Raw genomic sequence first — 21,979 nt, 5'->3', positions numbered from 1 at the left:
GACCAGGTCACGCTAAGGAACTACGCTGACTCCTCCAAGACGGCACTTTTCCTTCAGGTGGTGAGCCCGGAGTGACCACATCCAGGCCCGGCGAACCCGGTCGGCGGCCCGGTGAGCGGGGAGATCTGCTGGATCCGCTCTGCCCGACCCGCCAGTTGCTCGACCGGATCGGCACCAAGTGGACGTCGATGGCGGTCAAGGTGCTGGCCGAGGAGGCGCCGGGCGAGCTCCGTTTCGCGGAACTGCGGCGCCGTTTCCCCGGCATCTCCCAGAAGATGCTGTCCGTCACCCTGCAGAGCCTCGTCCGCGACGGCCTGGTCGCGCGCCGGGTGGAGCCCACCGTGCCCCCCGCCGTCCACTACCGGCTCACCGAACTCGGCCTCTCCCTCGAAGAGCCGCTCTCCGCCCTGCGGGTCTGGGCCGAGACGCACATGGCGGAGATCGACCGCAGCAACCGCCTCGCCGACGAGTCACTCTGACGAGGGCGTCGAGCCAACGCGGCGTCACGGACCGAGGATGCCGCCGGCACACCTGCCGTCGGCCCTCCGGTTCACTTCTCGTTCACTTCTCGACGAAGACGATGTCCTCGATGCCGGGGCGCAGCTTCACCGTGCCGTCGTTGATGTCGATGACGCGGTGCAGGCCTCTGGTGGAGGTCGTCTGCTCGGAGAGGAAGAACTCGTCGTCCGCGCCGGCCAGGTAGGCGGGGAGCGAGTCGAGGGAGGGGCCGAACAGGCGCAGGTAGTCGGCCAGGCGCCGGAACAGCTTGGGCAGGATGACCAGGCGGTCGGTGATCGAGCTCAGGTCCTCGATCTGGGCGCCGCTGTGGGTGACGTCCGTGGCCCAGACGCTGCCGGGTGCCTTCGCGGCCTGCGCCTGCCGGGCGGTCGCCGCCATGTCGAGGCGCAGTTCCCGGGGCAGGTTCGAGTAGAACGTCGGGTAGACCAGGCCGCGGGAGAGCAGTTCGTGGTTGGCGCTCTGGCGGAGGAGCGGTACGTCGACCCTGATCATCGTCCCGCTCCTGGCGTCCGGCGTCGGAGTTCCCCTGCCGACCAGGGCGATGCAGCGGCCGTAGGTGTCGGCGCCGCTGGCGAGGACGAAGCCGGGGACGGTGTCCGGGGTGGCGGAGGTGACCTTCTCGTCCGCCCCGCGCGTGACGTTGGTGAAGCCCAGCCAGGTCAGCAGGGCGTCCCGGGCCGCGTGGGCTCCCAGATCGAGCGGCTGGTGCACGAAGTCGGGGCCGACTCCCTGGTAGTGGGTCTCCAGTGCGTCGATCCCGTCCAGCCGGAGGCCGGCGCCGCCGTGGGCGTTCCGCTTGACCTTGTGCTCACCGGGCAGCTCGGGCCAGAAGCCGGGGTCGTCGGGGAGGAAGTGGACGGTGTCGCCGTCCGGTTCGAAGTTCTTGATCTCGTAGCGGCCCTTGACGAGCATCATGGTCATGAGTGCCTCCGATGGCTGGACTGCGACTCATTGTGATGCCCTTCGTGGACGGACGGTGGGACCGTGCCGTCGGCGCGTTTGGCGGGGCGCGCCGGGGCCGGCGCCCGGTGCGGAGCCGCGTGGGCCACATCCCCCGTCACGGCACGCTCTCCCCGCGCGTGGGGAGCTCTCGGTTCGGCGGCGGGTCGATGACCTCGCGGACCGAGACGAGTTGGCTCAGGCCCGAGACGGTGAGCAGCGGGGTCAGGAGCGGGCTCGTGATCAGCCGGATCCGGTGGGCACGCGCGAAGAGGACGGTGAGGCCGGCGCTGTCGAGGTACTCGACGGCACTGACGTCGACGGTCAGGGGCGTGTCGGACTCGGGGATCCGGTCGATGGCCGCGGCGAGTTCGTGGGCGTTGGCCAGGTCGATCTCGCCGGCCGCCCGCAGCACGGGCGAGCCGCCCGGGCCGTGGCCGGGGGTGAGGACGAGCGCGGTGGTCATCAGGCGATCCTTAGCTGCATGTCGACGGTGGTGCCGCCGCTGCCGGGGGTGATGGTGACCTGCTGCATGAGGGCGTTCATCAGGGCGACGCCGCGACCGCGGTCGGTGTCGGCCCGGTGTCCGGGGATCTTCCAGTGGCCGGTGTCCGCGACGGTCAGGCGCAGCTCGGCGGCCGTGGCGACGGCGGACAGGCGGATCCGGGCGCCCGGCGCGTCACGGTGACCGTGTTCGATGGCGTTGGCGCACGCTTCGCCGGCCGCGACCAGGACGCTCTGCACGGTGGGCGCGGGCAGCCCGCACCGGTTCAACCAGCCGCGGAGGCTGTTCCGGACGGGGGCGAGCTGCCCGGACTCCGCGGGGAAGGTCAGCTCCAGCGGGGCGGGGTGGCGGTGGAGCAGGATGGCCACGTCGTCGTCGTACCCGTCGTCGGGGGCGAGCGCGGCCATGAGGCGGGCGGCGAGGTCGTCGACCGGCAGCGCGCGCCCTTCCCGCAGGATGGTTCCGGCCCGGTCGACGCCTTCGCTCAGGGGGCGGCGGCGGCGCTCCACCAGACCGTCGGTGTAGAGCAGCAGGGTGGAGCGCGGCGGCATGGTGCACCGGACCTCGGGCCGGTCCGCACCGGTCCGGACGGCGAGGGGCAGCGCGTTGCCGTCCTGGAGGAGGACGGTGGTCCCGTCGGGGTGGGTGAGGACGCCGGGAGGGTGGCCGGCACTGGAGTAGACGAGATGGCCGTCGGCGGGGTCGAGCACTCCGCAGAAGACGGTGGTGCACATCGCCCCGGGGATGTCGGCCGCGAAGCGGTCCAGGGCCGCGAGGGTGCGGGCGGGTGAGGGGTCCTGGAGGAGCAGGGCGCGGCAGGCGCTCCGGAGTTGGCCCATGACGGTGGCCGCGGTGAGCCCGCGCCCGACGCAGTCCCCGACCACGATGCCGGTGCGGCCGTCGGGGAGGGCCACGATGTCGTACCAGTCGCCTCCGACCTCCAGGGGGCGGGTGGCGGGCTCGTAGCGTACGGCGAAGCCGCCGGGCAGGTGGGAGGGGCCGAGGATGGCGCGTTGCAGGGTTATCGCGGTCTCGCGCTGCTGGTCGATCCGGTGCACTCGGGCCAGTCCCTGGGCCAGGCGGCCGGCCAGTTGGGAGAGCAGGAGCCGGTCCTGCTCGGTGAAGGGTCGCGGCCCTTCGCGGTCGATCCACAGGAGGAGCGTGCCGCGCGGGTGTTCGAGGACGATGCCGGAGCCGTCGGCCCGGTCGGTGACCGGGGTGAGGGCGGGGCGCGTGCCCAGGGCGGTGAGGGTCTCGCGCCGCTCGGCCGGCAGGTCGTCCCAGCGCTGTTCCGGGTCGGTGGCGGTCAGCACCGGGGCCCCGTCGGGCGGGAACAGCACGGCGAGGACGGTGTCGGCCCGCCAGACCCGTCGCAGCTCGGCCATGGCCGCGGCCATGGCGTCGGGCAGGGTGGCGGCTTCCGCGAGGCGCGTGCCGAGCGAGGCCAGGGCCGTCGCCCGTTGGGCCGCGTGGTGCTCCGAGGTGACGTCACGGATGGTGCCGACGATGACGCGGCGCCCGCTCTCCGGCTCCTGGACGCGGTTGAAGGCGGCTGCCACCCACACCTGACGGCCGTCGCGGTGGGTGGCCGGGATGGTGCAGGTGCCGTGCTCCCGGCCGGTCAGTTCGGCGAGGGCGTCGGCCACCAGCCGGTGGGCGTCGGGGTCGGCGTCGCGCTCGGGCCACCACGGCTGGGGGTACCGGTAGGGCAGGCCTTCGGGCCCGTGGCCGAGGATGGCGGTGAACGCGGCGTTGACCTCGATGACGTCGCCGTGCTCGTCGCAGACGAAGAACCCCTCCTGGAGGGAGTCGACCAGTGCTGTGCGCCAGCGCGCGTGGCGGTTGCGCAGCCGTGTCATGTCGATGGTGGCGCGGACCCGGGCGAGCAGTTCCGCGGCGGCGAAGGGTTTGACCAGGTAGTCGTCGGCGCCGGCGTCGAGGCCCTCGATGGAGGCCTCCTGTCCGGCGCGGGCCGAGAGCAGGATGACGGGGACGGCGGCGGTCCGCGGGTCGGCGCGCAGCGCGGCCACGAGCCGCACACCGTCGAGGCCGGGCATCATGACGTCGCTGACGACGAGGTCGGGGGCCTCGGCACGGACCGCCTCCAGCGCTGCCAGGCCGTCGGCGACGGCCCGGACCAGGTAGCCGGGGCCGGTGAGGAGCCGGCTGAGGTACTCGCGCATGTCGGCGTTGTCGTCGGCGATCAGGACCCGGGCGCGGGGCCGGGCCGACCGCCCGCCGAGGGGTGCGGCGCGGTCCGGCACCTCGGTGGACCGGGAGGGGTCGGCCCGTTCGCTCCCGGGGAGCCAGCGCAGCGCCTCCTCCAGGTAGGGGTCGGCCGCGGCCGACGCGCGGGTGGGCGCCGCGGGCGCGGGGGCGAGGGCGTCCTGGGGGAGGTGGGCGTGGCCGAACGGCAGGCGGACGGTGAAGGCCGTGCCCTCGCCCTCGCGACTGCGGGCGGTGATGGTGCCACCGTGGGCCTGGACGAGTTCCTGGACGAGGGCGAGTCCGATGCCGCTGCCCTCGTGGGAGCGCGCGCGGGTGTTCTCGATCCGGTGGAACCGTTGGAAGAGGCGTGGCAGCTCGGCGGCGGGCACCCCGACGCCGGTGTCGGTGATCGTGACGACCGCGTGGTCGTCCTCACGGTGCACGGCGACGCCGATCGAGCCCTCGAAGGTGAACTTGAGGGCGTTGCTGAGCAGGTTGAGGACGACCTTCTCCCACATGTCCCGGTCGATGTGGACGGGCTCCGCCAGCGGTGGGCAGTCCATCGTGAAGGCCAGGCCGGCCTTGTCGACGGCGGAGCGGAAGACGCTGGCCAGCTCCGCGGTGGTCGCGGCCAGCTCGACCGGTTCGTAGCTGGCCCGCAGGTGGCCGGCCTCGATGCGGGAGAAGTCGAGCAGGGTGTTGACGAGTCTGCCCAGCCGCAGCCCGTTGCGGTGGATGACGTCCAGTTCCTCCCTCGTGCGCGGATCGGCGTCGGCCAGCCTGGTCCGAAGCTCTTCGAGCGGGCCCATGATCAAGGTCAGGGGGGTGCGGAACTCGTGGCTGACGTTGGAGAAGAAGGCGGTCTTGGCCCGGTCGAGTGCCGCGAGTTCGTCGGCGCGCTGCTGCTGGGCCTGGTACTCGCGGGCGCCGGCGATCCCTGCCGCGACGTGGCCGGCGGCCAGCTCGACGAATCCCCGGTAGCCCTCGTCCGCTGCCCGGTAGCGGTTGAGCGCCGCCACCAGGAAGCCGTAGGCCGCGTCGCCCCGCCGCAGCAGCGGGACGACCAGGGCATGGGTGGGCGGAGCCGGCCGGCCGAAGGTGGGAAGGTCCGCGAACGCGGGACCGTCGAGGGCGACGACCACCGGTTCGGCCTGCGCCGCCCGCGCCGACGGCCACACCCCGGGTGTGCCGCCCGGGGGCAGGAGCGCCGGGGCGGCGGGGTGTCCGGCGGGCAGGCCGGTCGCGGCGGCCAGACGGGCGGACCCGTCGGGCAGCGCCAGGTAGGTCAGGACGAACGGCAGGTCATGAGGGTTGGCGGCGAGCTGGCGGGTACTGAAGGCCAGCGTCTCCTCTTCGGTGCGCACCACGCTGAGGTCCGAGCCGAGGTCCCGCAGGGTCGCCATCCGCCGCTCGCCGATGACCCGGTCGGTCTCCTCGCTGACCACGCACAACAGGCCGCTCACGAGGCCGTCGTCGTCACGCAGGGGACTGTAGGAGAAGGTGTGGTAGCTCTCCTCGGGATATCCGGAACGCTCCACGAACAGCAGCAGCGCCTCGTCCCAGGTCGCCCGGCCCGTGGTCAGCACGGTCCCGATCCGCGGGCCGATGTCGCCCCAGATCTCCGCCCACACCTCGCTCGCCGGCCGGCCCAGCGCCCAGGGGTACTTCCGGCCGAGGGTGTCGCGCCGGTAGGCGGCGTTGCAGAAGAACGTCAGGTCGTCGCCCCAGGCCATCCACATCGGGAACCGGGAGGAGAGCAGGATGCTCACGGCCGTGCGCAGGCTCTGCGGCCAGCCGGTGGGCGCGCCCAGCGGAGTCGCCGTCCAGTCCACCGCCGCGAGATCGCGCCCGACCTCGCGGTCGCCTTCGAAGATGTCGACACCGGCACCCGCCGTCGCCCCGTACTCGACTCCTTCGGGCTGGCCCATCCGACGCGTCCTCTCCTTCCGTACGGTCCACACCGGCGACCATCCGCACCTCGCGCCACCGGCCCCGACCGTCGCCCCGTTCGTGTCGGGGCACCTGGCCCTATCGTAGAAGCCACGATGTCCCCGTCTGCCCCGGACGGGCGTTTCGAGTCGTCCGATGACAGCGTCGCCCGGCGCCGCCCCCGCCGTGCGGGAGGGTCTCGGACCCGTGCGCGAAGACGCAGGTTTGGCCCGCCGCGTCCGTGGCATACGGGTGCGGGACAGCCCGTGACGTCGGGCATGATCGATGGAGAGTGCCCAAGTGGCGGATAAGGCAATGTCGGTGCGACTGGTGGAGCTCCTGGCGGAGCAGCGGAAGGAGCTGGGTTCGGCCTGGGTGGACGCGGTGTCGCGGACGCTTCGGGGGCGGATCAGCGAGGCCGAACTCGACCGCGAGCTGCAGGAACTGTTCACGGCCCTGGTGGAGGGCCTGCGCCAGGGAGGCTTCGACTGGCAGGGCGAGGACTTCGCGGAGGTGCGCGCGCTGCTCACCGAGCTCTCGCGCAACCGGGCCCGCCAGGGTTTCACCACCACCGAGACCGCGACCAGCGTCCTCGCCTTCAAGGCCATCCTGGCGCCCACCACCGACAGCTCGGCGCAGGACATCACCGCCTACCTGCGCCTGTCACAGCTGATGGACGCGCTGGCGCTGTTCACCATGGAGGTGTACGCGCGAACCCGCGAGGAGCTCATCAGCGCGCAGTCGGAGCAGCTCCTGGAGCTCTCCACCCCCGTGGTGAAGCTCTGGGACGGCGTCGTGGCGGTGCCCCTGGTCGGCACGCTCGACTCGGTCCGCACCCAGGTGGTCATGGAGAAGCTGCTCCAGACGCTCGTGGACACGGGCTCGGAGCAGGCGATCATCGACATCACCGGGGTGCCGGCGGTGGACACCGAGGTCGCCCAGCACCTGCTCAAGACCGTGGTGGCCGCGCGGCTGATGGGCGCCGAGTGCACCATCTCCGGCATCCGCCCGCAGATCGCGCAGACCATCGTCGCGCTGGGCATCCAGTTCGGGGACATCGTCACCAAGGCGACGCTCGCCGACGCGCTCAAGCACGCGCTGCGCCGCGGTGGAGTCGACCCGACGACGGCCGGTGGCCGGCCGTGACCGAACGCGTACCGGTCCTGAAGATCGGCGAGGTCCTGCTGGTGTCCATCCAGGTCGACCTGGAGGACCAGACCGTCCTGGACCTCCAGGACGACCTGGCCGCACGTATCGTGGCGACCGGCGCGAGCGGGGTGGTGATCGACATCACCGCGGTGGAGATCGTCGACTCGTTCGTCGGCCGGATGCTCGCCACGACCGCCGCGATCTCCCGCATGCTGGACGCCGAGACCGTGGTGGTGGGCATGCGGCCCGCCGTGGCGATCACCCTGGTCGAACTCGGGCTCTCGCTCGGGGGCGTGCGCACCGCGCTCAGCCTGGAGAAGGGCCTGGCGATGCTGGGCCGGTCGGCCGACGGCCGCCGTTCGGTCCGGCCGTGACCGGCCTCGCGCCCACGCCCGAGGGTGAGCAGGAGAGCATCCCGGTCCGGTCCAACGACGACGTGGTGCGGGCCCGGCAGTTGGTCCGCTCGCTCGCCCAGCGCTGCAAGCTCTCCCTGGTCGACCAGACGAAGCTGGTGACGGCCGCGAGCGAGCTGGCCCGCAACACGCTGGTCTACGGCGGGGGCGGGGTGATGCGGACCGGGCTGGTCCGCCGGGACAGCCGTCTCGGCGTGACGGCGGTCTTCGAGGACAACGGGCCGGGCATCGCCGACGTGGACCTCGCCCTGACCGACGGCTGGACCTCGGGCAGCGGGCTGGGTCTGGGTCTGAGCGGCGCACGGCGTCTGGTCGACGACTTCGTCCTCGACACCGAGGTCGGCCGGGGCACGCTGGTGTCGGTGATCAAGTGGGCCCGGTGAGCGCGATGTTGCCGGGGACCGAGGATGTCGCCTGGTTCCGGGACGAGCACTCCATGCCGGCGGCGGCGCGTGGTGCCGCCGCCGCGCTGGCGCGCCGGATCGGCCTCGGTGACCAGCGGGCGGCCGAGGTCGCGCTCGCGGTGAGCGAGGCGGCGACCAACCTGTGCCGCCACGCCGTCGACGGTGCCCTGCTGCTGAGGGTGATCCGCACCGCGACGGACGCCGGCCTGGAGTTCGTGACCGTCGACGCCGGCCCCGGGATGGCGGACGTCCCGCGCGCGCTGACCGACGGGGTGTCCTCCGCGAGCACCCTGGGCATCGGGCTCGGCGCGATCTCCCGGCTGGCCGACACCTTCGACGTGCACTCGCTGCCCGGGCGCGGCACCGTGCTGGCGGCCCGGTTCTGGACGAGGGAGGCCGCGGCGTCGGCCCGGATGGCCGGTGAACCGGTGGTGGCCGGGCTCACCAGGCCGATCAGTGGCGAGGAGACCTGCGGGGACGCGTGGGCGGCCCGGTCCCTGGCGGCGCCGGGGGACGGCCCAGGGACCGGCCCGGCCCCGCGTGGCGGCACGGCCCCCCGCGCCCCCCTGAGCTGGGCGGCCCTGGCCGGTGTCGACGCCCCCGCGGCGCCGCGAACGGCGCCGGTGCGCGAGGAGAGGAGCGCCGCCCCGGATTCCGACGCCCTGCTCCTGATGTTCTGCGACGGCCTCGGACACGGTCCGCTGGCGGCCCGGGCCGCCCGGTCGGCGGTCGACGCCTTCCACGCCTCGCGGGCCACCCGGCCGGACGCCGTCCTCGCGGACATCCACCGTGCGTTGAACGCCGGCCGCGGCGGCGCGGTCGCGGTGGTGCTGATCGGGCCGTCGGCCGGACGGGTGCTGTTCTGCGGCGTCGGGAACGTCAGCACCTTCGTCCTCGATCCGGCGACCGGCGGCCGGCGTTCGCTGCCCTCGGCCCCCGGTATCGTCGGCCACCACCTGCCGTCCCTGCGCACGATCGAGCAGGACCTGCCGGCCGGCAGCGCGGTGATCATGCATTCGGACGGACTGACCGAACGGTGGCGGCCGGCGGATCTGCCGGGGTTGCTCGGACACATCCCGCTCGTGGCCGCGGGCCAGCTGCTGCGCGAGGCGGCCGTGCGTCGGGACGACGCGGGGGTGCTCGTGGCGAAGGGAGCGTGGTGAGCTTGCCGGGCGGTACGGGTACCGTCCATCTGATGACCATCTCGGTCGCCACCGAGCAGGACACCTTCGCCCTGCGGCGCTGCGGCCGGTCGGTCGCCGGGGTGCTCGGCGTCGAGAACCAGGACCAGGTCAGGCTGGCCACCGCGCTCAGCGAACTGGGGCGCGACCTGCTCACCGCGACCGCGCTGACGGTGGAGTTCGCCGTCACCGGCGGGGTCCCCGCGGTGCTCCAGGTCACCATGCGCTGGCAGGGCGGCCCCGGACCGAGCCCGGACGCGCTCGGCGCCGTCGCCCGCCTGGTACAGGTCCGCCGGGGGGAGGGGCCCGCGGCCGAGTACCTGGTCGTCGAACAGACACTCCTCACGTCCGGCGAATCACTGGCCGGCCTGATGGAAGGGGCACGCGAGGTGCTCAGCGCACACGGCGGGTCCTCGGCGTCGGAGGACGCCCGGGCCCAGACCAGGGACCTCATCGCGGCCCTGGGGGAGTCCCGCGCTCAACGCGAGGAACTGCAGCGGCTCAACGAGGAGTTGGGGGAGACCAACCGTGGGGTGATGGCGCTCTACTCCGAGCTGTCGCAGGAGCTGGAGGAGACCAACCGCGGAGTGGTGGCCCTCTACGCGGAACTCGACGAGAAGTCACGCCAGCTCCGGGAGGCCAGCGAGGCGAAGACCAGGTTCTGGGCCAACGTCAGCCACGAACTGCGCACCCCCGTCAACTCCGTGGTCGGGCTGGCCGGACTACTGCTGGCGAGCGGCGCCGACCGCCTCGACGAGGATCAGCGCCAACAGATCGGGCTCATCGCGGCATCCGGGAGCACCCTGCTGACGCTGGTGGACGAACTGCTGGACGTCGCGAAGGCGGAGTCGGGGCGGCTGGAGCCCGTCTGGGCCCGGGTGGATCTGCGGGCCCTGCTCGCCGAACTGCGGGGCACCCTGGGCGTGCGCGCCGGTGAGGGTGTGACGCTCAGCATCGCCGACCCGACGACGGTACCGGGGTTCGTCAGCGACGAGGTGATGCTCACCCGGATCCTTCGCAACCTGCTGTCCAACGCGCTGAAGTTCACCGAACGGGGCACCGTCACACTGGACGTGGCGCTGCGGGAGGGCCTGGACGGCGAGGAACTGGTCCTCACCGTCGCGGACACCGGCGTCGGGATCCCGCCGGAACAACAGGAACGCGTCTTCGAGGAGTTCTACCAGGTGCGCGGCGCGCACCAGCGGGGCCGTTCCGGCACCGGCCTCGGCCTGCCCTACGCCCGCCGCCTGACCGGACTCCTCGGCGGCACCCTCACGCTCACCAGCAGCCCGGGCGAGGGAACACGTGTCGTGGTCCGGCTGCCGGTCCCGGGACCGCCCGTCGAGGACCCGCCGCAACGCGTGGCCGTGCTGGTCACCGTCGACGACGACGAGGCCTACCGGGCCACCGTCCGCCCTCTGCTCGGTGAACTGGCCGAGCGGATCATCGAGGTCTCCGAGGGCGGCCGGGCGGCGGAGACCATCCGGCGCGAGCGCCCGGACGCCGTCCTGCTCGACCTGCACATGCCGGACCTGGACGGGTACCACGTCCTGGCCCAGCTGGCGGCGGACGCCGAACTGTGCGCCGTCCCCGTCGTCGTGATCACCTCCGCGAGCACGGCCGGCCTGGAGCACGACCGGCTGGTCCACGCCCGCGCCGTCCTGGAGAAGGCCACCTTGAGGTCCCACCAGCTGGCCGCCGCCTTCGCGGCGCCCGCCCGAGGCAACCACCCCGGTGACCACCCCGGTGGGCCGGCCGCCGATGGACGGAGTGTCCGGTGAGCGCCGGGCCCGCCGCCGACGGCGCGGCCGCCACCATCCTGGTCCTGGACGACAACGACATCAACCGCTACCTCGTCCGGAGCTGGCTGGTGCGCGGCGGCCACACGGTGGTGGAGGCCGCGGACGGCACCGAGGGCCTCGCCCTGCTCGCCGCGGCCGGTGACCAGGACCTGCCCGAACTCGCCGTGGTCGACGTCCGGTTGCCGGACATGAGCGGGTTCGAGGTCTGCGAACGGATCAAGGCGGACCCCCGGACCGCGTCCGTCCCGGTCATCCACATCTCGGCCACCGCCATCGAGGTCGACGACCGCGCCCAGGGCCTGCACCGCGGCGCGGACGCCTACCTCACCGAGCCGATAGCGCCGTCCGAGCTGCTGGCGACCGTCACGGCGGCGCTGCGCTACGCCCGCGCCCGCCGTCGCGCCGAGCGGCTGGCCGCCCGGGTGGCGATCCTGAACCGGACCACGCTGGCCGTGTACGGGGTGAGCGGTGCCGAGGCCTTCACGTCGAGAGCGGCCGCCGGCACGGCCACCCTGATGTCCTCCCCGGCCGTCGCTCTCGCCCTCAGCCCGGACGAGCGGGCCCTGCACGTGGCGGTAGTCGACCGGCCCGCCCCGGACGGCGCCACCACCGCCCCCCGACTGAGCACGGCGGACGCGGGCCTCCTGGACCGGCTCACGGACCACGCACTCGGCGACGCGACCGGCGCCGAGACCGCCGTCCTGTCCCGCGCCGACTGGCACGCCCTGGCCGCCCGCCTGGGCGCCGGACTCACCGAACTCCTCCCCGGGGAGGTCGCGGTACTCCTGACCCGGACCAAACACGGCCGGCCCCCGGTCGCACTCGTGGTGGACGCGCCCGCACTGACCGGCCCCGATGACCGCGGGCTCTTCTCCCAGCTCGGCCAGGCCTGCGCACTGGCGCTGGAGGCCATGCGGGCCCGGAGCGAGGAGCACGCGCTCGTCCTCACCCTGCAGCGCACCTTCCTGCCCGACCGGCTGCCCGAGGTCGCCGGGGTGGACCTCGCCGTCCGCTACAAGCCGGCCGCCGACCACACGGAGATCGGCGGCGACTTCTACGAGGCGATCGAGACCCCGGCCGGCCTGCTGCTGGCGATCGGCGACGTCGCCGGGCACTCACTCAAGGCCGCCATGGTCATGGGCGAACTGCGTCACGCGCTGCGGGCCTACGCGATCGAGGGGCACGACCCGCGGACCCTGCTGGAGCGGCTGGACGCGCTGCTCGTCCGCCTGCGGCCGACGATGACCGCCACCGTCTGCCTGGTGCTGGTGGAACCCGGCGGACGGCGCGTCCACATCGCCAACGCCGGCCACCTGCCGCCGCTCCTGCGCCTTCCCGACGGCTCCACCCGCTACCTCACCGAGCACGGGATCCTGCTGGGCCTGAACCTGCCGCACCCGCCGGCCGTCACCCACGCCGTCCCGGCCGGTTCCACGTTGCTGCTGCTCACCGACGGTCTCGTGGAGGTTCCCGGCGAGGACCTCGACGAGAGTCTCGCCGCTCTCGGGAGCGCGGTGTCCGCCGCCCGGCAGGGACTCGATGAGCTGTGCGACCGGCTGTTGGACGACTTCGGCAAGGCGAAGACGGACGACATCGCCCTCCTCGCAGCGAGAATCCACTGACCGTCCCGCACGAGACGACCCGAGCCGGTGCGCACCGCACGGGCCTCCCCGCCTCCCGTCCCAGTCCCTCCAGGAGTTCCGGTGCCCGACTTCGCGTTGGCCATGGCCGTCCACACCCATCCCTCGGGGGCGACGGTCCTCACCGTCACCGGCGAGCTCGACTACCACACGGCCCCGCGGCTCAGCCGGATGGTGGAAGGGCTGCCGCTGACCGCCGCCGTCCCGCTCGTCCTGGACGTCGGGGGCCTGTCGTTCTGCGACTCGATCGGGGTCTCGGCGCTGATCTCCGGCTACCAGCGGGCCACCGCGGCCTCGGCGCCGTTCGCCGTCGCGGGCGCGGGCCGGGATCTGGCACAGATCCTCCAGATCACCGGTATCGACCGCATCTTCGGCCTCTACGAGAGCGTGGACCAGGCCGTCGCGGCCCTCGGCTGACCGGCGCGGCCGCGGGGCCGGCGGCTGGGGCGCGGCCGTGGTCGGGGCCATGAGCGAGGTCGGCGTCGTCGGTATCCGCGCCGAGACCGCGAAGGTCGTGACGGTCGAGGCTGTCCGGGTCTCGGGCGTGGTGCTCGCCGTGGGCCGCGGCGGACCCGGGCGCCGTGTCCGGCTACGTCGGCGACTTCCCGCAGGCCGGCCAGCGGGCCCGCGGTGCGCACGTGGCGCTCGGCGTGGTCGGCGAGTTCGGCCAGCTCGGGGGCGCCGTAGGAGGCGGGGTAGAGGGCGAGGGCGCGCCGCAGCAGTCGGGCGTTCGGGGTGGTTCGGTCCGGGGTCATGCCATGCCTCCGGCGAGTCGGGTGCGGGTGGTCGCCAGGCGCCGGTCGGCTTCGCGGAGGGCGGCCCGCAGCCGCTCGCTCTCGTCGGTGAGGGCCTGGACGCCGGCCGGGGTGAGGGCGAAGATCCGGCGGGGGCGTCCGTCGACGGTCTCCTCCCGTTCGACCCGGACCAGGCCTTCGGCGTCTGGCGGGCGATCTCGTTCAGCCCGGCGAGCGGGTTCTCCGGGGTGAGGGCGGCGCCGGGCAGACCACCATCGGCCTCGTCCAGCTGCGCGCCAGGCAGATCGTCGGTTCCACCTACCTGACCGCCCTGCACACCGGCCTGCTGCGCAAGGCCGGCGAGGCCGACCGGCGCATCGACGCCGTCGCCACCTGGCACACCGCTCCGTACTTCACCGACGCGGAACGTGCCGCGCTCGCCCTGGTCGAGGCGGTCCTGACCGCGAATCCGCACGGCGAGCGTGTCCCCGACCCCCTCTACGTCGAGGCCGCCCGCCACCACGACCCCAAGGCCCTCACCACCCGGACGATCGCGATCGGCCAGGTGAACTTCTTCGTCCCGCTCGCCCTGATCGGCAAGCCGGTGCCCGGCGTCGCCCCGGCTGACCAGTGGACCTGACAGCCCGGGCCGACGGCCTCGCCCGAGAGCAGGGGGACGCCCTGATCCCGGGGCTGAGTGACGGGCCGGTACCCACCTACGGGAGCCCGAAGGGGCTGTGACGTCCGGTGGAAGGGGGCGCGGTGGTTCACGTGCCGCCCCCGCCGTCCCCCCTGACTCGGGGCTCGGGGGCCGTCGGCCCCGGTGCGCGGGACCGGGGCCGACGGAGGCGCGAAGGCTACCGGCGTTGGCCGGGCAGCCTGCGGTCACGGTCGTGCTTGAGGTCCAGGAGCTCCCTGAACAGGCCTTTGCCGGAGGCGAGTTCGGCGAAGGTCCCGTCCTCGGCGATCCGGCCGCCGCGCATGACGACGATGCGGTCCGCGAGAACGGCGTTGTCGAGGTTGTGGGTGACCAGGATGGTGGCGCGTCCGGCCGCCAGGGTCCGCAGGTTGTGGAAGATCCGGTGCTCGGCGCGCGGGTCGAGGTCGGAGGTCGGTTCGTCCAGGACGAGCAGGCCGGGAGCGCGCAGCGAGCGGTGGAAGGCGCGGGCGACCGCCACGCGCTGGAACTGGCCGCCGGACAGCCACTCGCCGCCCCAGAACGCCCGGGCCAGCAGGGTGTTGTAGCGGGAACGCAGCGTGGCCGCGACCTCGTCGGCGCCCGCCAGCACGGCGGCCCGCTCAACCAGCTCCTGCCCGCCGGCAGGGTCGACGTGGCCGAGGTGGATGTTCTCGCCCAGGGTGAGCGGCCAGCGGGAGAACTGCTGCGGCACGAGAGCGACCCGCTTCCACAGCGCGTGCGGGTCCATCTCCTGCGTGGGCACGTCGTCCCAGGTCACGACGCCGCCGGTCGGCAGGGTCAGGCCGGAGAGCAGCCGCAGCAGGGTGCTCTTCCCGGACCCGTTCTCCCCGATCAGGGCGACGATCTCGCCTTGGCGGATCTCCAGGTCCAGGCCGTCCAGGGTCGGCCGGTCGGCTCCGGGATAGGTGTACGAGACCTTCCGTGCCTCGACCCGGCGCGGGGCGGCCGGCTCGGCGGCGCCCCGCCGCATCGCGTGCCCGCCGGCCTCGGCCACGAAGTCGTCGAAGTCCCGCAGGTACAGACCGAGTCGGTAGAGCCGGGTGCCGCCGCCGACGATGCCCTGGAGCCCGGACCCGGCGGTGCGCAGCGCGAAGACGGCCGTCCCGGCGGCGGCCACCGACACGTGACCGGTGGCCAGCAGCGCCACCAGGGCGCCCCACACCAGGACGGTGGCCAGGCCGGTGGCCAGGGAGCCGAGGAGCGAGATACGGGCAGCGCGGCGGGCGGCCCGGTCGGTGGCGGCGTCCAGCCGGTTCCCGGCCTTGCGGTACTTGGCGGTGAGGAAGCCGGCCATGGTGTCGGAGCGGATCTGGTCGGCGTTGTCGTCATGGCACAGGCAGTACCGCAGCATCGCCAGGAGGCGCCGGTCGTCCATGCTCTCGATCGCCATCAGATAGCGGACGCGTGCGGAGCGGGCGGCGACCACGCCCTGCGGGATCGATGCCAGGACCAGGAACGGAACGAGTACCGGGTGCAGTGCGGCGAGGACCCCGGCGGCCGCGGCGAGGGTGACGACGGAGGCGATGATCTCCTGGGCCACGCCGAGGAGCTCCTGCGAGGAGTCGGCCCCCCGGTCGGCGGCGTCCCACCGCTCCGCGTATCCGACGTGGTCGTACGCCTCCAGCTCGGCGGCCACGGAGACGGCCAGCAGCTCCAGTTCGGATTCACGCGCGATCCTCGGTGAGAGCCGTTCGGCGATCGCCACGCTGACGGTGCCCAGCAGCGCCCGGCCCGCCGCCGCCACCGCCAGGACCGTCACCGGCCACGCGGTGCCGCCGAGCCGGTCGGTGACCGGGCCGCCCGCCGGTGCGATCATCGCGCCGATCGCACCGGCGGTCGCCCACAGTGCCACGGCCGCCAGCACGCCGGAGACCAGCTGCCCGGCGAGCAGGACGACGGTCGCCCGCCGGTCCACCCGCCACGCCAGTTTGAGGGTTCGGCGCACCAGCTGCGGCAGGCGCCGCATCATCGCCCATGCCGAGAGCTTCGCGGTGGCCCGCACGATCCGGTCCGTGCGGTACGACCAGCGGGCTTCCTCCGCTGCGTCATCCGGCTGCTCGCCGGCCGGCTCCAGGTCCTGCTGTCGTCGCTCAACCATGCGTACTCCTCTGGAGTCTGGTTACATCGGTGCCGCAGGCGGGCGGCCCGGACCGCCGCGCCCGGTGGCCGGGTGGAGGCCCGGCGCGGGCGTGCGCGGGTGGCGGACGGGCTCGCTGGGAGCCGTCCGGAAGGGCTGCGATCGCGGTGTGCCGCTGATCCTGGCAGTGGCCGGCCTGCCCGCCGGGCGTGTCCTGGGCAGGCTCACTCGATGTGAGCAAACCCGTGCCCCGGTCGGCGAGTTGGTGGACATCGCCGCTCGCCCTTGCGGTGGTTGGTGCCCCGCGAGGGTGCCGCTCACCGGGCGTTCGCGGGGCACGGGTGGTGAGACCAGGGTGTCGGTCCGGCCACGTTGGGCGGGCCGGGCCGAGCGCAGTGGTCCGGGACCGCTGCCCGGCCGCCCTCCACCGTCGGGCGCGGTTGCCCGGTCCGCGTGCGGTCGGCCGGTCGGGAGCGCCTGGGCGTTCTGCGGGACGCGTCCGAGTGTCCAGCCGGTCGCCCGGGCAACGGCGAGTGTGACTTCGCGTGAGGAGGGCCTGCGGGTGAGCGGGCTGCTGGACCGCGTTCCCGCGGTGCGGGAGTGGCAGCTGCGGGAGGACGAGGCCTCCTCGGGGCGGATCTGACGGGGTGGCGCGGCCGCGTGCGGCGGCCGTCCACCGAAGTCAGTACGACGGCGACGGCTCGACGGGGAGCACGCGGTCCGCCCGCCCGGCCTCACGGGCCTGGCCGTTCGGGTAGACGTGCAAGGTGTCGCGGTCCAGGCGCAGTTCGGGATCGGTCCACGTCTCCGCGGCCTCGGGCACGAGGATCCGGGTGGTGACCAGCTCGGCGTCGTGGACGACCAGCGACAGGATGGCGCAGCAGAGGTTCCCCATCGTGAGGCCCTGCTCGGGGTGGTCCGGCGGGCCCTCGGCCTGCACCACGTAGTTCCGCCGGCCGACCCAGTACCCCGAGCTGTCCAGTCTGAGCGACTCCGCCACCCGGACCCCGTTCACCTGGACGTCCGTCCTGGAGCGGTCGGACGGGTCCTGGAAGTGCACGGCGCAGTGCCGGCCGTCGGCGGTGAACTCGACATCGATTCCGTAGGCGCTCCAGCAGTCCTTGAAGCCGGTGCAGGCGCTCGGGACCGGACCGGTCCGGTCCCGGGTCGCACCGGTCGGGGCGTCGGCCGGATCCTGGCCGCACGTCCTCGGATCACGGCACGGCCGGTCGATACGGCGGCCGCACCCGATCCCCATGGCCTCCACGTCCCGCGGCGAGGCCCGGGACAGCAACTCGGCGAGCCGCTGGAGGTACCGCTGCGGCCCGACGAGGGCGAGCAGGTCGTCTCCTTCGTCCCGCCACCACACGAGCAGGTCGGCGCCCGTGGGGAACGGCGCAGCCAGTCCTGCCACTGCTCGCCCCGGGGCCCCAGCGATGGGTCCACTGGTGCGCCGCCTCCTTCACCGGGGCCTCGTCCGGTGGCCGCACGGCCTCGGGCGTGTCTGCGGCCTCGGGCCACGTGCTGGTCGTCCTGCGCCATCGCCACCCCACGACCGCACCCCCGGCTCTGTCTCGACAACGGTCGGCCTGACGACAGCGGACTGCCGGCGGGCGAACCCGACGATCGTAGAGGCGCTCCCGGACACACGCCCGGGTTATTCGCGCGGGTCCCGCCCCGGGAACGGACCGGTGTACCAAAGGGGCACCGAGCCGGGGACAGCCGGCGCATGAGCGGGACAAGATTGCCGCTAGAGTGCTCGCCGCAGATGTGGGTGGACCGCGAGGGCGCCTCGGCGGTCGGAAGGGGGAGGCGTGGTCGAGATCGTCGTCACACAGGAGGCCGGGCGGCGCTGGGACGCCGTCGCCGACGAGGTACGGGCGGTGGCGACGGGGCTGGCCGAGCGGGTGGGGAGGCGAACGGGCCTCGGGCTCGGGCCCGAGCTCCACGTCCGGCTGCTCAACCCGGACGCCTATGCCCTGGCGCACGAGGCGCACGAGCGGCGGGTCAACGAGGCCTTGCTCGCGAGCGACCTGCTCTACGCGATCCCGGACCAGGCGCGTCGGCTGCGGCTGGAGGCGGACCTCCGCCGCGCCGACGGCTCGTACTCCGGCGGAAACCGGAAGTTCGGCTGTCTGCCGTCCAGTCGGGCGGTCCCGGGGACCGACGGCGGCTCCACGATCCTGCTGGTCCCGGCACTGCTCCGGCGGAGTGCCGGGACGGTAAGCCGGGACGCCCTCCGGTCGGTCCTCGCCCACCAGCTCGTCCACCAGGCGCAGTTCGCACTGTGGGGGCCGTCGCTGAGTATGGACCTGCGGGCCGCGCACCTGGTCCATCGGGCCACGCGCGCCGCCGTCGAGGAGTTCCGGAGCCTGAGCGCCGTACTGGAGGGCCACGCACTATTCACGACCAGGGAACTGCTCGCGGCCGACTACGTCGAGGAACGGAAGGCCGGCGGCCTCCTGCGTCTGCTGTGGGGACCGAACCGGGGTCTGGCAGTGTATGACCGCGGCGAGGACTGCGTACGGAAGGCGGTGGAGTACGGCATCCCCGACCTGCTGCTCCGCCTTCGGGCCGATCCGACGCTGGTCCCGGACCGCCGGGAGCTCCTGGACCCCGATGGCTGGGTCGCCCGTCTCACGACGGCGGACGAGCCGGTGCGTCAGGAGCCGGCCGGCCCGGCCTGAGCGACGGGGTGCGGGTCGGCTGGAGCGTTGCCGCACCGGGGGCCTGCGGGCGGGGGCGACGCACGGCGAAGTCCACCGCCGGCCCGCCTGGGCCGCACACGCGGTGCGAAGCTCCCCCTCGCACCGAGGTCTCCGCGGTCCTGACGGTCCGCGTCGAGCGCGGCGAGACCTCGGTGGTGGGGCCGAGGAGGCTGTACTGGAGCTCGCCGAGGTGGTCGGTTCAGCAGACGGCGAGGGGGTGATGACGGACCAGGAGATCGCGGTCGTACTCGGGCTGGAGCTGCGCCCGGCAAGCGTCGAAGGGGTAGGGTCGAAGATGAAGCGCCTCGCAGACCGCGGCTGGGCAGCCGAGCCTGCCCCCGGCCGGTTCGCCCTCGCCGACGGGCCGGCCCGCGACTCACGAGCATCGAGACAAGGGGATCTTGTATGGGTGGCAAGCCCCCACTGTGCGTCGTGATCACCGGACCTTCCGCTGCCGGGAAGTCGACGTTGGCGACCGCCATCCAAGAGCACGCCTGTGAGCCCCTACTGCGCTTCGGAGTGGATGAGCTCTACCGGATGGTGCCCGGGCAGTGGGCCGGTGGCGTTGCAGATGCCCGATTCGCCGAACGTGGTTTCACCTACCAGGACGTCCCGTCGATGCCTGGGGCGCGCCGGATCAACAACGGTGTCGACGCCATCGCCATGCTCCGCGCGATGAACGCGGGGATCGTGGGAATTCTCAGCGCGGGCGTCGGTGTGATCGTCGACGGTCAGGCGTTCGAGCCCGTCGTGAACACGGACCTCGAAGGCCGACTCCTGGACTTGCGTGCACGGGGGCTGGCCCGGGTCGCCATCATCGAGCTCTCGGTCACCGACGAGCCGCTGGCCGACCGGCAGCGCCGTCACGCTCATCCGGTCGGCCTTTCACTCCATCAGAACAGCCTTCCCAAGCAGGCCACCGAACCCGATCTCGTCGTCGAGACGAGCAGTATGTCGGCCGCCGAGGTGGCCGCGTTCGTGTGCCGTTGGCTGGACCAGGAGTATGTGAAGTCGTGACCGCGGGCTTACCGGTCACACTCGCCGACGGGCCAGCAGTAGCACTCCGGCTGCCCGCCACGGCCGTTCAGCCATGCTGGGACCGGCATCGCGTCCCGCACGACCGCCCACTCCTCGTCCGACCTGTCCGAGGGATACGGGGCTCGCGGTCCGGCCGCCCGCGTTCCCGAACCGGTGAGCGAGGCAATCACACGACCGGGCAACCGAGTTGGCCGCAACCGGCACAGAGCCACAAGACCGCGACACAAGGGCCTCCTGGCCAGGTTGGGGGATGGCCGGTGGCTTCTGCGGTGACCTCGGCGGCGGCTGCGAGCCAGTGCGCCGCGGCGACGGCCGCGGCGGTGGGGTCGATCCCGGTGAACAGTGCTGCGGGGCCGAAGGGGTCCTGCTCCAGGATGCGGTCGGCGGCAGCGACCTGGACGGGAGAGGCGCCTTCGCGGCCGAGGCGGACGGCCTGGCGGGCACGGCCGGTGAGGTCGCCGAGTTCGGCGTTCTCCACGGCGGCGGACTCGGTGGCGGCTCCGCGAGGACGGCGGCGGTGAGGTCCGTGTTGCCGAGGGCGCGCAGGGCGCAGCCGGCGCGGTGGGCGCCCTCGACCAGGGGGTGTGGGAGACGTCGGGCATGCCGTCCTGGGGAAGGTTGGGTCGCGTGATGGCGCCGGGGACCGCGTCGAAGGACGTGCGTTCCTCCGCGCGGTGCCAGCCCTCCGAGTTGGGCTCCATGGAGGTGGCGGCGCCGGCCGGGTGGGTGTAGGTACGCCACGCGGCGTCGGACAGGTGGGTGAGCACGCGGGCCAGGCTCAGGAGTAGGTAGGTGCCGCCCTCGGCGGGGAGGCGGCGATGCGGATCGCGAGATCGCCCTCGCCCGTTCTCCAGGTGGTGATCAACTCACGCTCTCGCTTCCCAGATCCGCAAGGACGGCGGCGCAAGGCAAGTGATGTGACACGCCGTGGCAGACTCGACGCCATGATCACCCCCCTGTCCGAGCCCAGCACGCGACTCTCCGACCCCGGCACCCTGCTGCTGGACTACCTCGACTACTACCGCTCCGTGATCGGAGCCAAGATCGAGGGACTGGCCGACGAGGAGCTGCGCACCAGCCGCCTCCCCTCTGGCTGGACGATGCTCGAACTCCTCAAGCACCTCGTCCACATGGAGCAGCGCTGGCTGCGATGGGGATTCCGCGCCGAGCCGGTCCCGGCCCCCTGGGGCGACCGCGGTCCGGAGGACCGCTGGCACGTCACCCCGCAGGAGAGCGCCGCCGACCTCCTCACCGCCCTGCGTGCCGGTGGCGAGTACACCCGGGCCGTCGCCTCGGGAACGCCCCTGTCCGCCGTCGCCGCGGCCGGCGGCCGCTTCCCCGACGACGGCACCGAGCGCCCCACCCTGGGCTGGATCCTGTTCCACGTGCTCCAGGAGTACGCCCGCCACGCGGGCCACCTCGACATCGTCCGCGAACTCACCGACGGCGCCACCGGCGAGTGACACCCGCGCACGGGAAGTCGGCCCCGCCGACTTCCCGTGCGACCGCCTACCTGGCTGCCGCGCTGCCGCATCAGGCAACGTTTGCCCTGGCGACGACCGCGCGCAGGCGTTCGCCGGCGGCGTGCCTGCCGCAATGGGGAAGCTGGCGGCAACGCCACCCCGACCTACTCGGACAAGGCCGCAACCTACGGATGGAGTTCTCGGCACCCATAGATGGTCGGACGCCTGGTCAGGATCTGCTTGAAGTCCAATTCCCATGGGCTGGAAGCACCATTGTCTCCCGAGTTCCGCGGCCTCCGGGCATATCGGCAATCCCGCAGTACGCCGTCATCATGACGGGTCGTCGACCGTATCCGAGCGGCCTGTCCGACGCCCGGTGGGCCCTGGTCGAGCCCACCCTGACCGCCTGGCGCCAGGCTCGAACCGAACGGGCCCTCGCGTTCGGCCGACCCCCCGAGCACGAGCTGCGGGACCTGGTGGAATTCTTCTCCGCCCGGCCCCACCGGCACGAGGCCCGATCGACGCGTCGCCCCGCGCCACGTCGGGTGCCGCACCGCCCGGCGGATCGGC

18 protein-coding genes and 1 pseudogene are annotated in these 21,979 nt (G+C 73.3%); 13 read left to right on the top strand and 6 right to left on the bottom strand.

Translation table 11 applies throughout. From position 1 onward, the window contains the following. The first annotated feature begins 71 nt into the window (after window positions 1-71). Window positions 72-479, top strand: a complete 408-nt coding sequence (locus OG618_RS01080; RefSeq protein ID WP_329485174.1) for a winged helix-turn-helix transcriptional regulator — start codon at window positions 72-74, stop codon at window positions 477-479. 82 nt (window positions 480-561) lie between these two features. Here OG618_RS01080 and OG618_RS01075 read toward each other — a convergent pair whose 3' ends face one another. The 3 genes from OG618_RS01075 to OG618_RS01065 form a co-directional block, all read right to left on the bottom strand. Further along, window positions 562-1,440 carry a nuclease gene (locus OG618_RS01075; protein WP_329485173.1) on the bottom strand — a complete coding sequence of 293 codons (879 nt, stop codon included), beginning with the start codon at window positions 1,438-1,440 and terminating at the stop codon, window positions 562-564. A gap of 136 nt (window positions 1,441-1,576) precedes the next feature. Continuing rightward, window positions 1,577-1,924, bottom strand: coding sequence for an STAS domain-containing protein (locus OG618_RS01070; protein WP_329485172.1), 348 nt, complete (start codon window positions 1,922-1,924; stop codon window positions 1,577-1,579). Further along, window positions 1,924-6,099, bottom strand: a complete 4,176-nt coding sequence (locus tag OG618_RS01065) for a SpoIIE family protein phosphatase (protein WP_329485171.1) — start codon at window positions 6,097-6,099, stop codon at window positions 1,924-1,926. Before OG618_RS01065 ends, OG618_RS01070 begins: the two co-directional genes overlap by 1 nt. A 301-nt stretch (window positions 6,100-6,400) precedes the next feature. Here OG618_RS01065 and OG618_RS01060 point away from each other — a divergent pair, with 301 nt between their 5' ends. From OG618_RS01060 to OG618_RS01025, 8 genes are all read left to right on the top strand, one after another. Next, window positions 6,401-7,246, top strand: a complete 846-nt coding sequence (locus tag OG618_RS01060; RefSeq protein WP_442906720.1) for an STAS domain-containing protein — start codon at window positions 6,401-6,403, stop codon at window positions 7,244-7,246. After that, window positions 7,243-7,623 (top strand): STAS domain-containing protein, encoded by a 381-nt coding sequence (locus OG618_RS01055; RefSeq protein WP_329485169.1) that lies wholly within the window; start codon window positions 7,243-7,245, stop codon window positions 7,621-7,623. The genes OG618_RS01060 and OG618_RS01055 overlap by 4 nt, the downstream gene beginning before the upstream one ends. After that, window positions 7,620-8,045: an anti-sigma regulatory factor gene (locus tag OG618_RS01050; RefSeq protein ID WP_329485168.1), complete on the top strand. Its 426-nt coding sequence runs from the start codon at window positions 7,620-7,622 to the stop codon at window positions 8,043-8,045. Before OG618_RS01055 ends, OG618_RS01050 begins: the two co-directional genes overlap by 4 nt. Beyond that, the gene (locus OG618_RS01045) at window positions 8,033-9,229 is read left to right on the top strand and encodes an ATP-binding SpoIIE family protein phosphatase (protein ID WP_442906719.1); all 1,197 of its coding nucleotides are present in this window, start codon (window positions 8,033-8,035) and stop codon (window positions 9,227-9,229) included. Before OG618_RS01050 ends, OG618_RS01045 begins: the two co-directional genes overlap by 13 nt. Window positions 9,230-9,261: 32 nt before the next feature. Then, window positions 9,262-11,028, top strand: coding sequence for an ATP-binding response regulator (locus tag OG618_RS01040; RefSeq protein ID WP_329485167.1), 1,767 nt, complete (start codon window positions 9,262-9,264; stop codon window positions 11,026-11,028). Further along, window positions 11,025-12,671, top strand: a complete 1,647-nt coding sequence (locus OG618_RS01035) for a fused response regulator/phosphatase (protein ID WP_329485166.1) — start codon at window positions 11,025-11,027, stop codon at window positions 12,669-12,671. The genes OG618_RS01040 and OG618_RS01035 overlap by 4 nt, the downstream gene beginning before the upstream one ends. Before the next feature lie 81 nt (window positions 12,672-12,752). Further along, window positions 12,753-13,106: an STAS domain-containing protein gene (locus OG618_RS01030; RefSeq protein ID WP_329485165.1), complete on the top strand. Its 354-nt coding sequence runs from the start codon at window positions 12,753-12,755 to the stop codon at window positions 13,104-13,106. 522 nt (window positions 13,107-13,628) lie between these two features. After that, window positions 13,629-14,063: a carboxymuconolactone decarboxylase family protein gene (locus OG618_RS01025; protein WP_442906922.1), complete on the top strand. Its 435-nt coding sequence runs from the start codon at window positions 13,629-13,631 to the stop codon at window positions 14,061-14,063. Window positions 14,064-14,280: 217 nt separating this feature from the next. On the opposite strand, the gene OG618_RS01020 is transcribed toward OG618_RS01025, so the two are convergent. Next, a complete protein-coding gene (locus OG618_RS01020; protein ID WP_329485164.1) occupies window positions 14,281-16,221 on the bottom strand; it encodes an ABC transporter ATP-binding protein in 1,941 nt (646 codons plus the stop codon). A 661-nt stretch (window positions 16,222-16,882) separates the two neighbouring features. Next, a complete protein-coding gene (locus OG618_RS01015) occupies window positions 16,883-17,614 on the bottom strand; it encodes a hypothetical protein (protein WP_329485163.1) in 732 nt (243 codons plus the stop codon). A gap of 400 nt (window positions 17,615-18,014) precedes the next feature. Between OG618_RS01015 and OG618_RS01010 the strand changes: the two genes are divergently transcribed. Next, on the top strand, window positions 18,015-18,887 hold the full coding sequence (locus tag OG618_RS01010; protein ID WP_329485162.1) for a hypothetical protein: 873 nt from the start codon (window positions 18,015-18,017) through the stop codon (window positions 18,885-18,887). 426 nt (window positions 18,888-19,313) lie between these two features. After that, window positions 19,314-19,925 (top strand): phosphotransferase-like protein, encoded by a 612-nt coding sequence (locus tag OG618_RS01005; protein ID WP_329485161.1) that lies wholly within the window; start codon window positions 19,314-19,316, stop codon window positions 19,923-19,925. Window positions 19,926-20,112: 187 nt separating this feature from the next. On the opposite strand, the gene OG618_RS01000 is transcribed toward OG618_RS01005, so the two are convergent. Continuing rightward, window positions 20,113-20,424, bottom strand: a complete 312-nt coding sequence (locus OG618_RS01000) for a hypothetical protein (protein WP_329485160.1) — start codon at window positions 20,422-20,424, stop codon at window positions 20,113-20,115. Window positions 20,425-20,890: 466 nt separating this feature from the next. Between OG618_RS01000 and OG618_RS00995 the strand changes: the two genes are divergently transcribed. Together OG618_RS00995 and OG618_RS00990 are read left to right on the top strand one after the other, a co-directional pair. Beyond that, window positions 20,891-21,409, top strand: coding sequence for a DinB family protein (locus tag OG618_RS00995; RefSeq protein WP_329485159.1), 519 nt, complete (start codon window positions 20,891-20,893; stop codon window positions 21,407-21,409). 332 nt (window positions 21,410-21,741) lie between these two features. Next, a pseudogene (locus OG618_RS00990) lies at window positions 21,742-21,885 on the top strand (IS5 family transposase); the annotation flags it as partial. Window positions 21,886-21,979: the final 94 nt, after the last annotated feature.

The organism is Kitasatospora sp. NBC_01246 (assembly GCF_036226505.1).
Taxonomy (GTDB): Bacteria; Actinomycetota; Actinomycetes; order Streptomycetales; family Streptomycetaceae; genus Kitasatospora.
The sequence above is the reverse complement of the archived record's forward strand: the minus strand, read 5'-3'. Positions and strand labels throughout refer to the sequence as shown.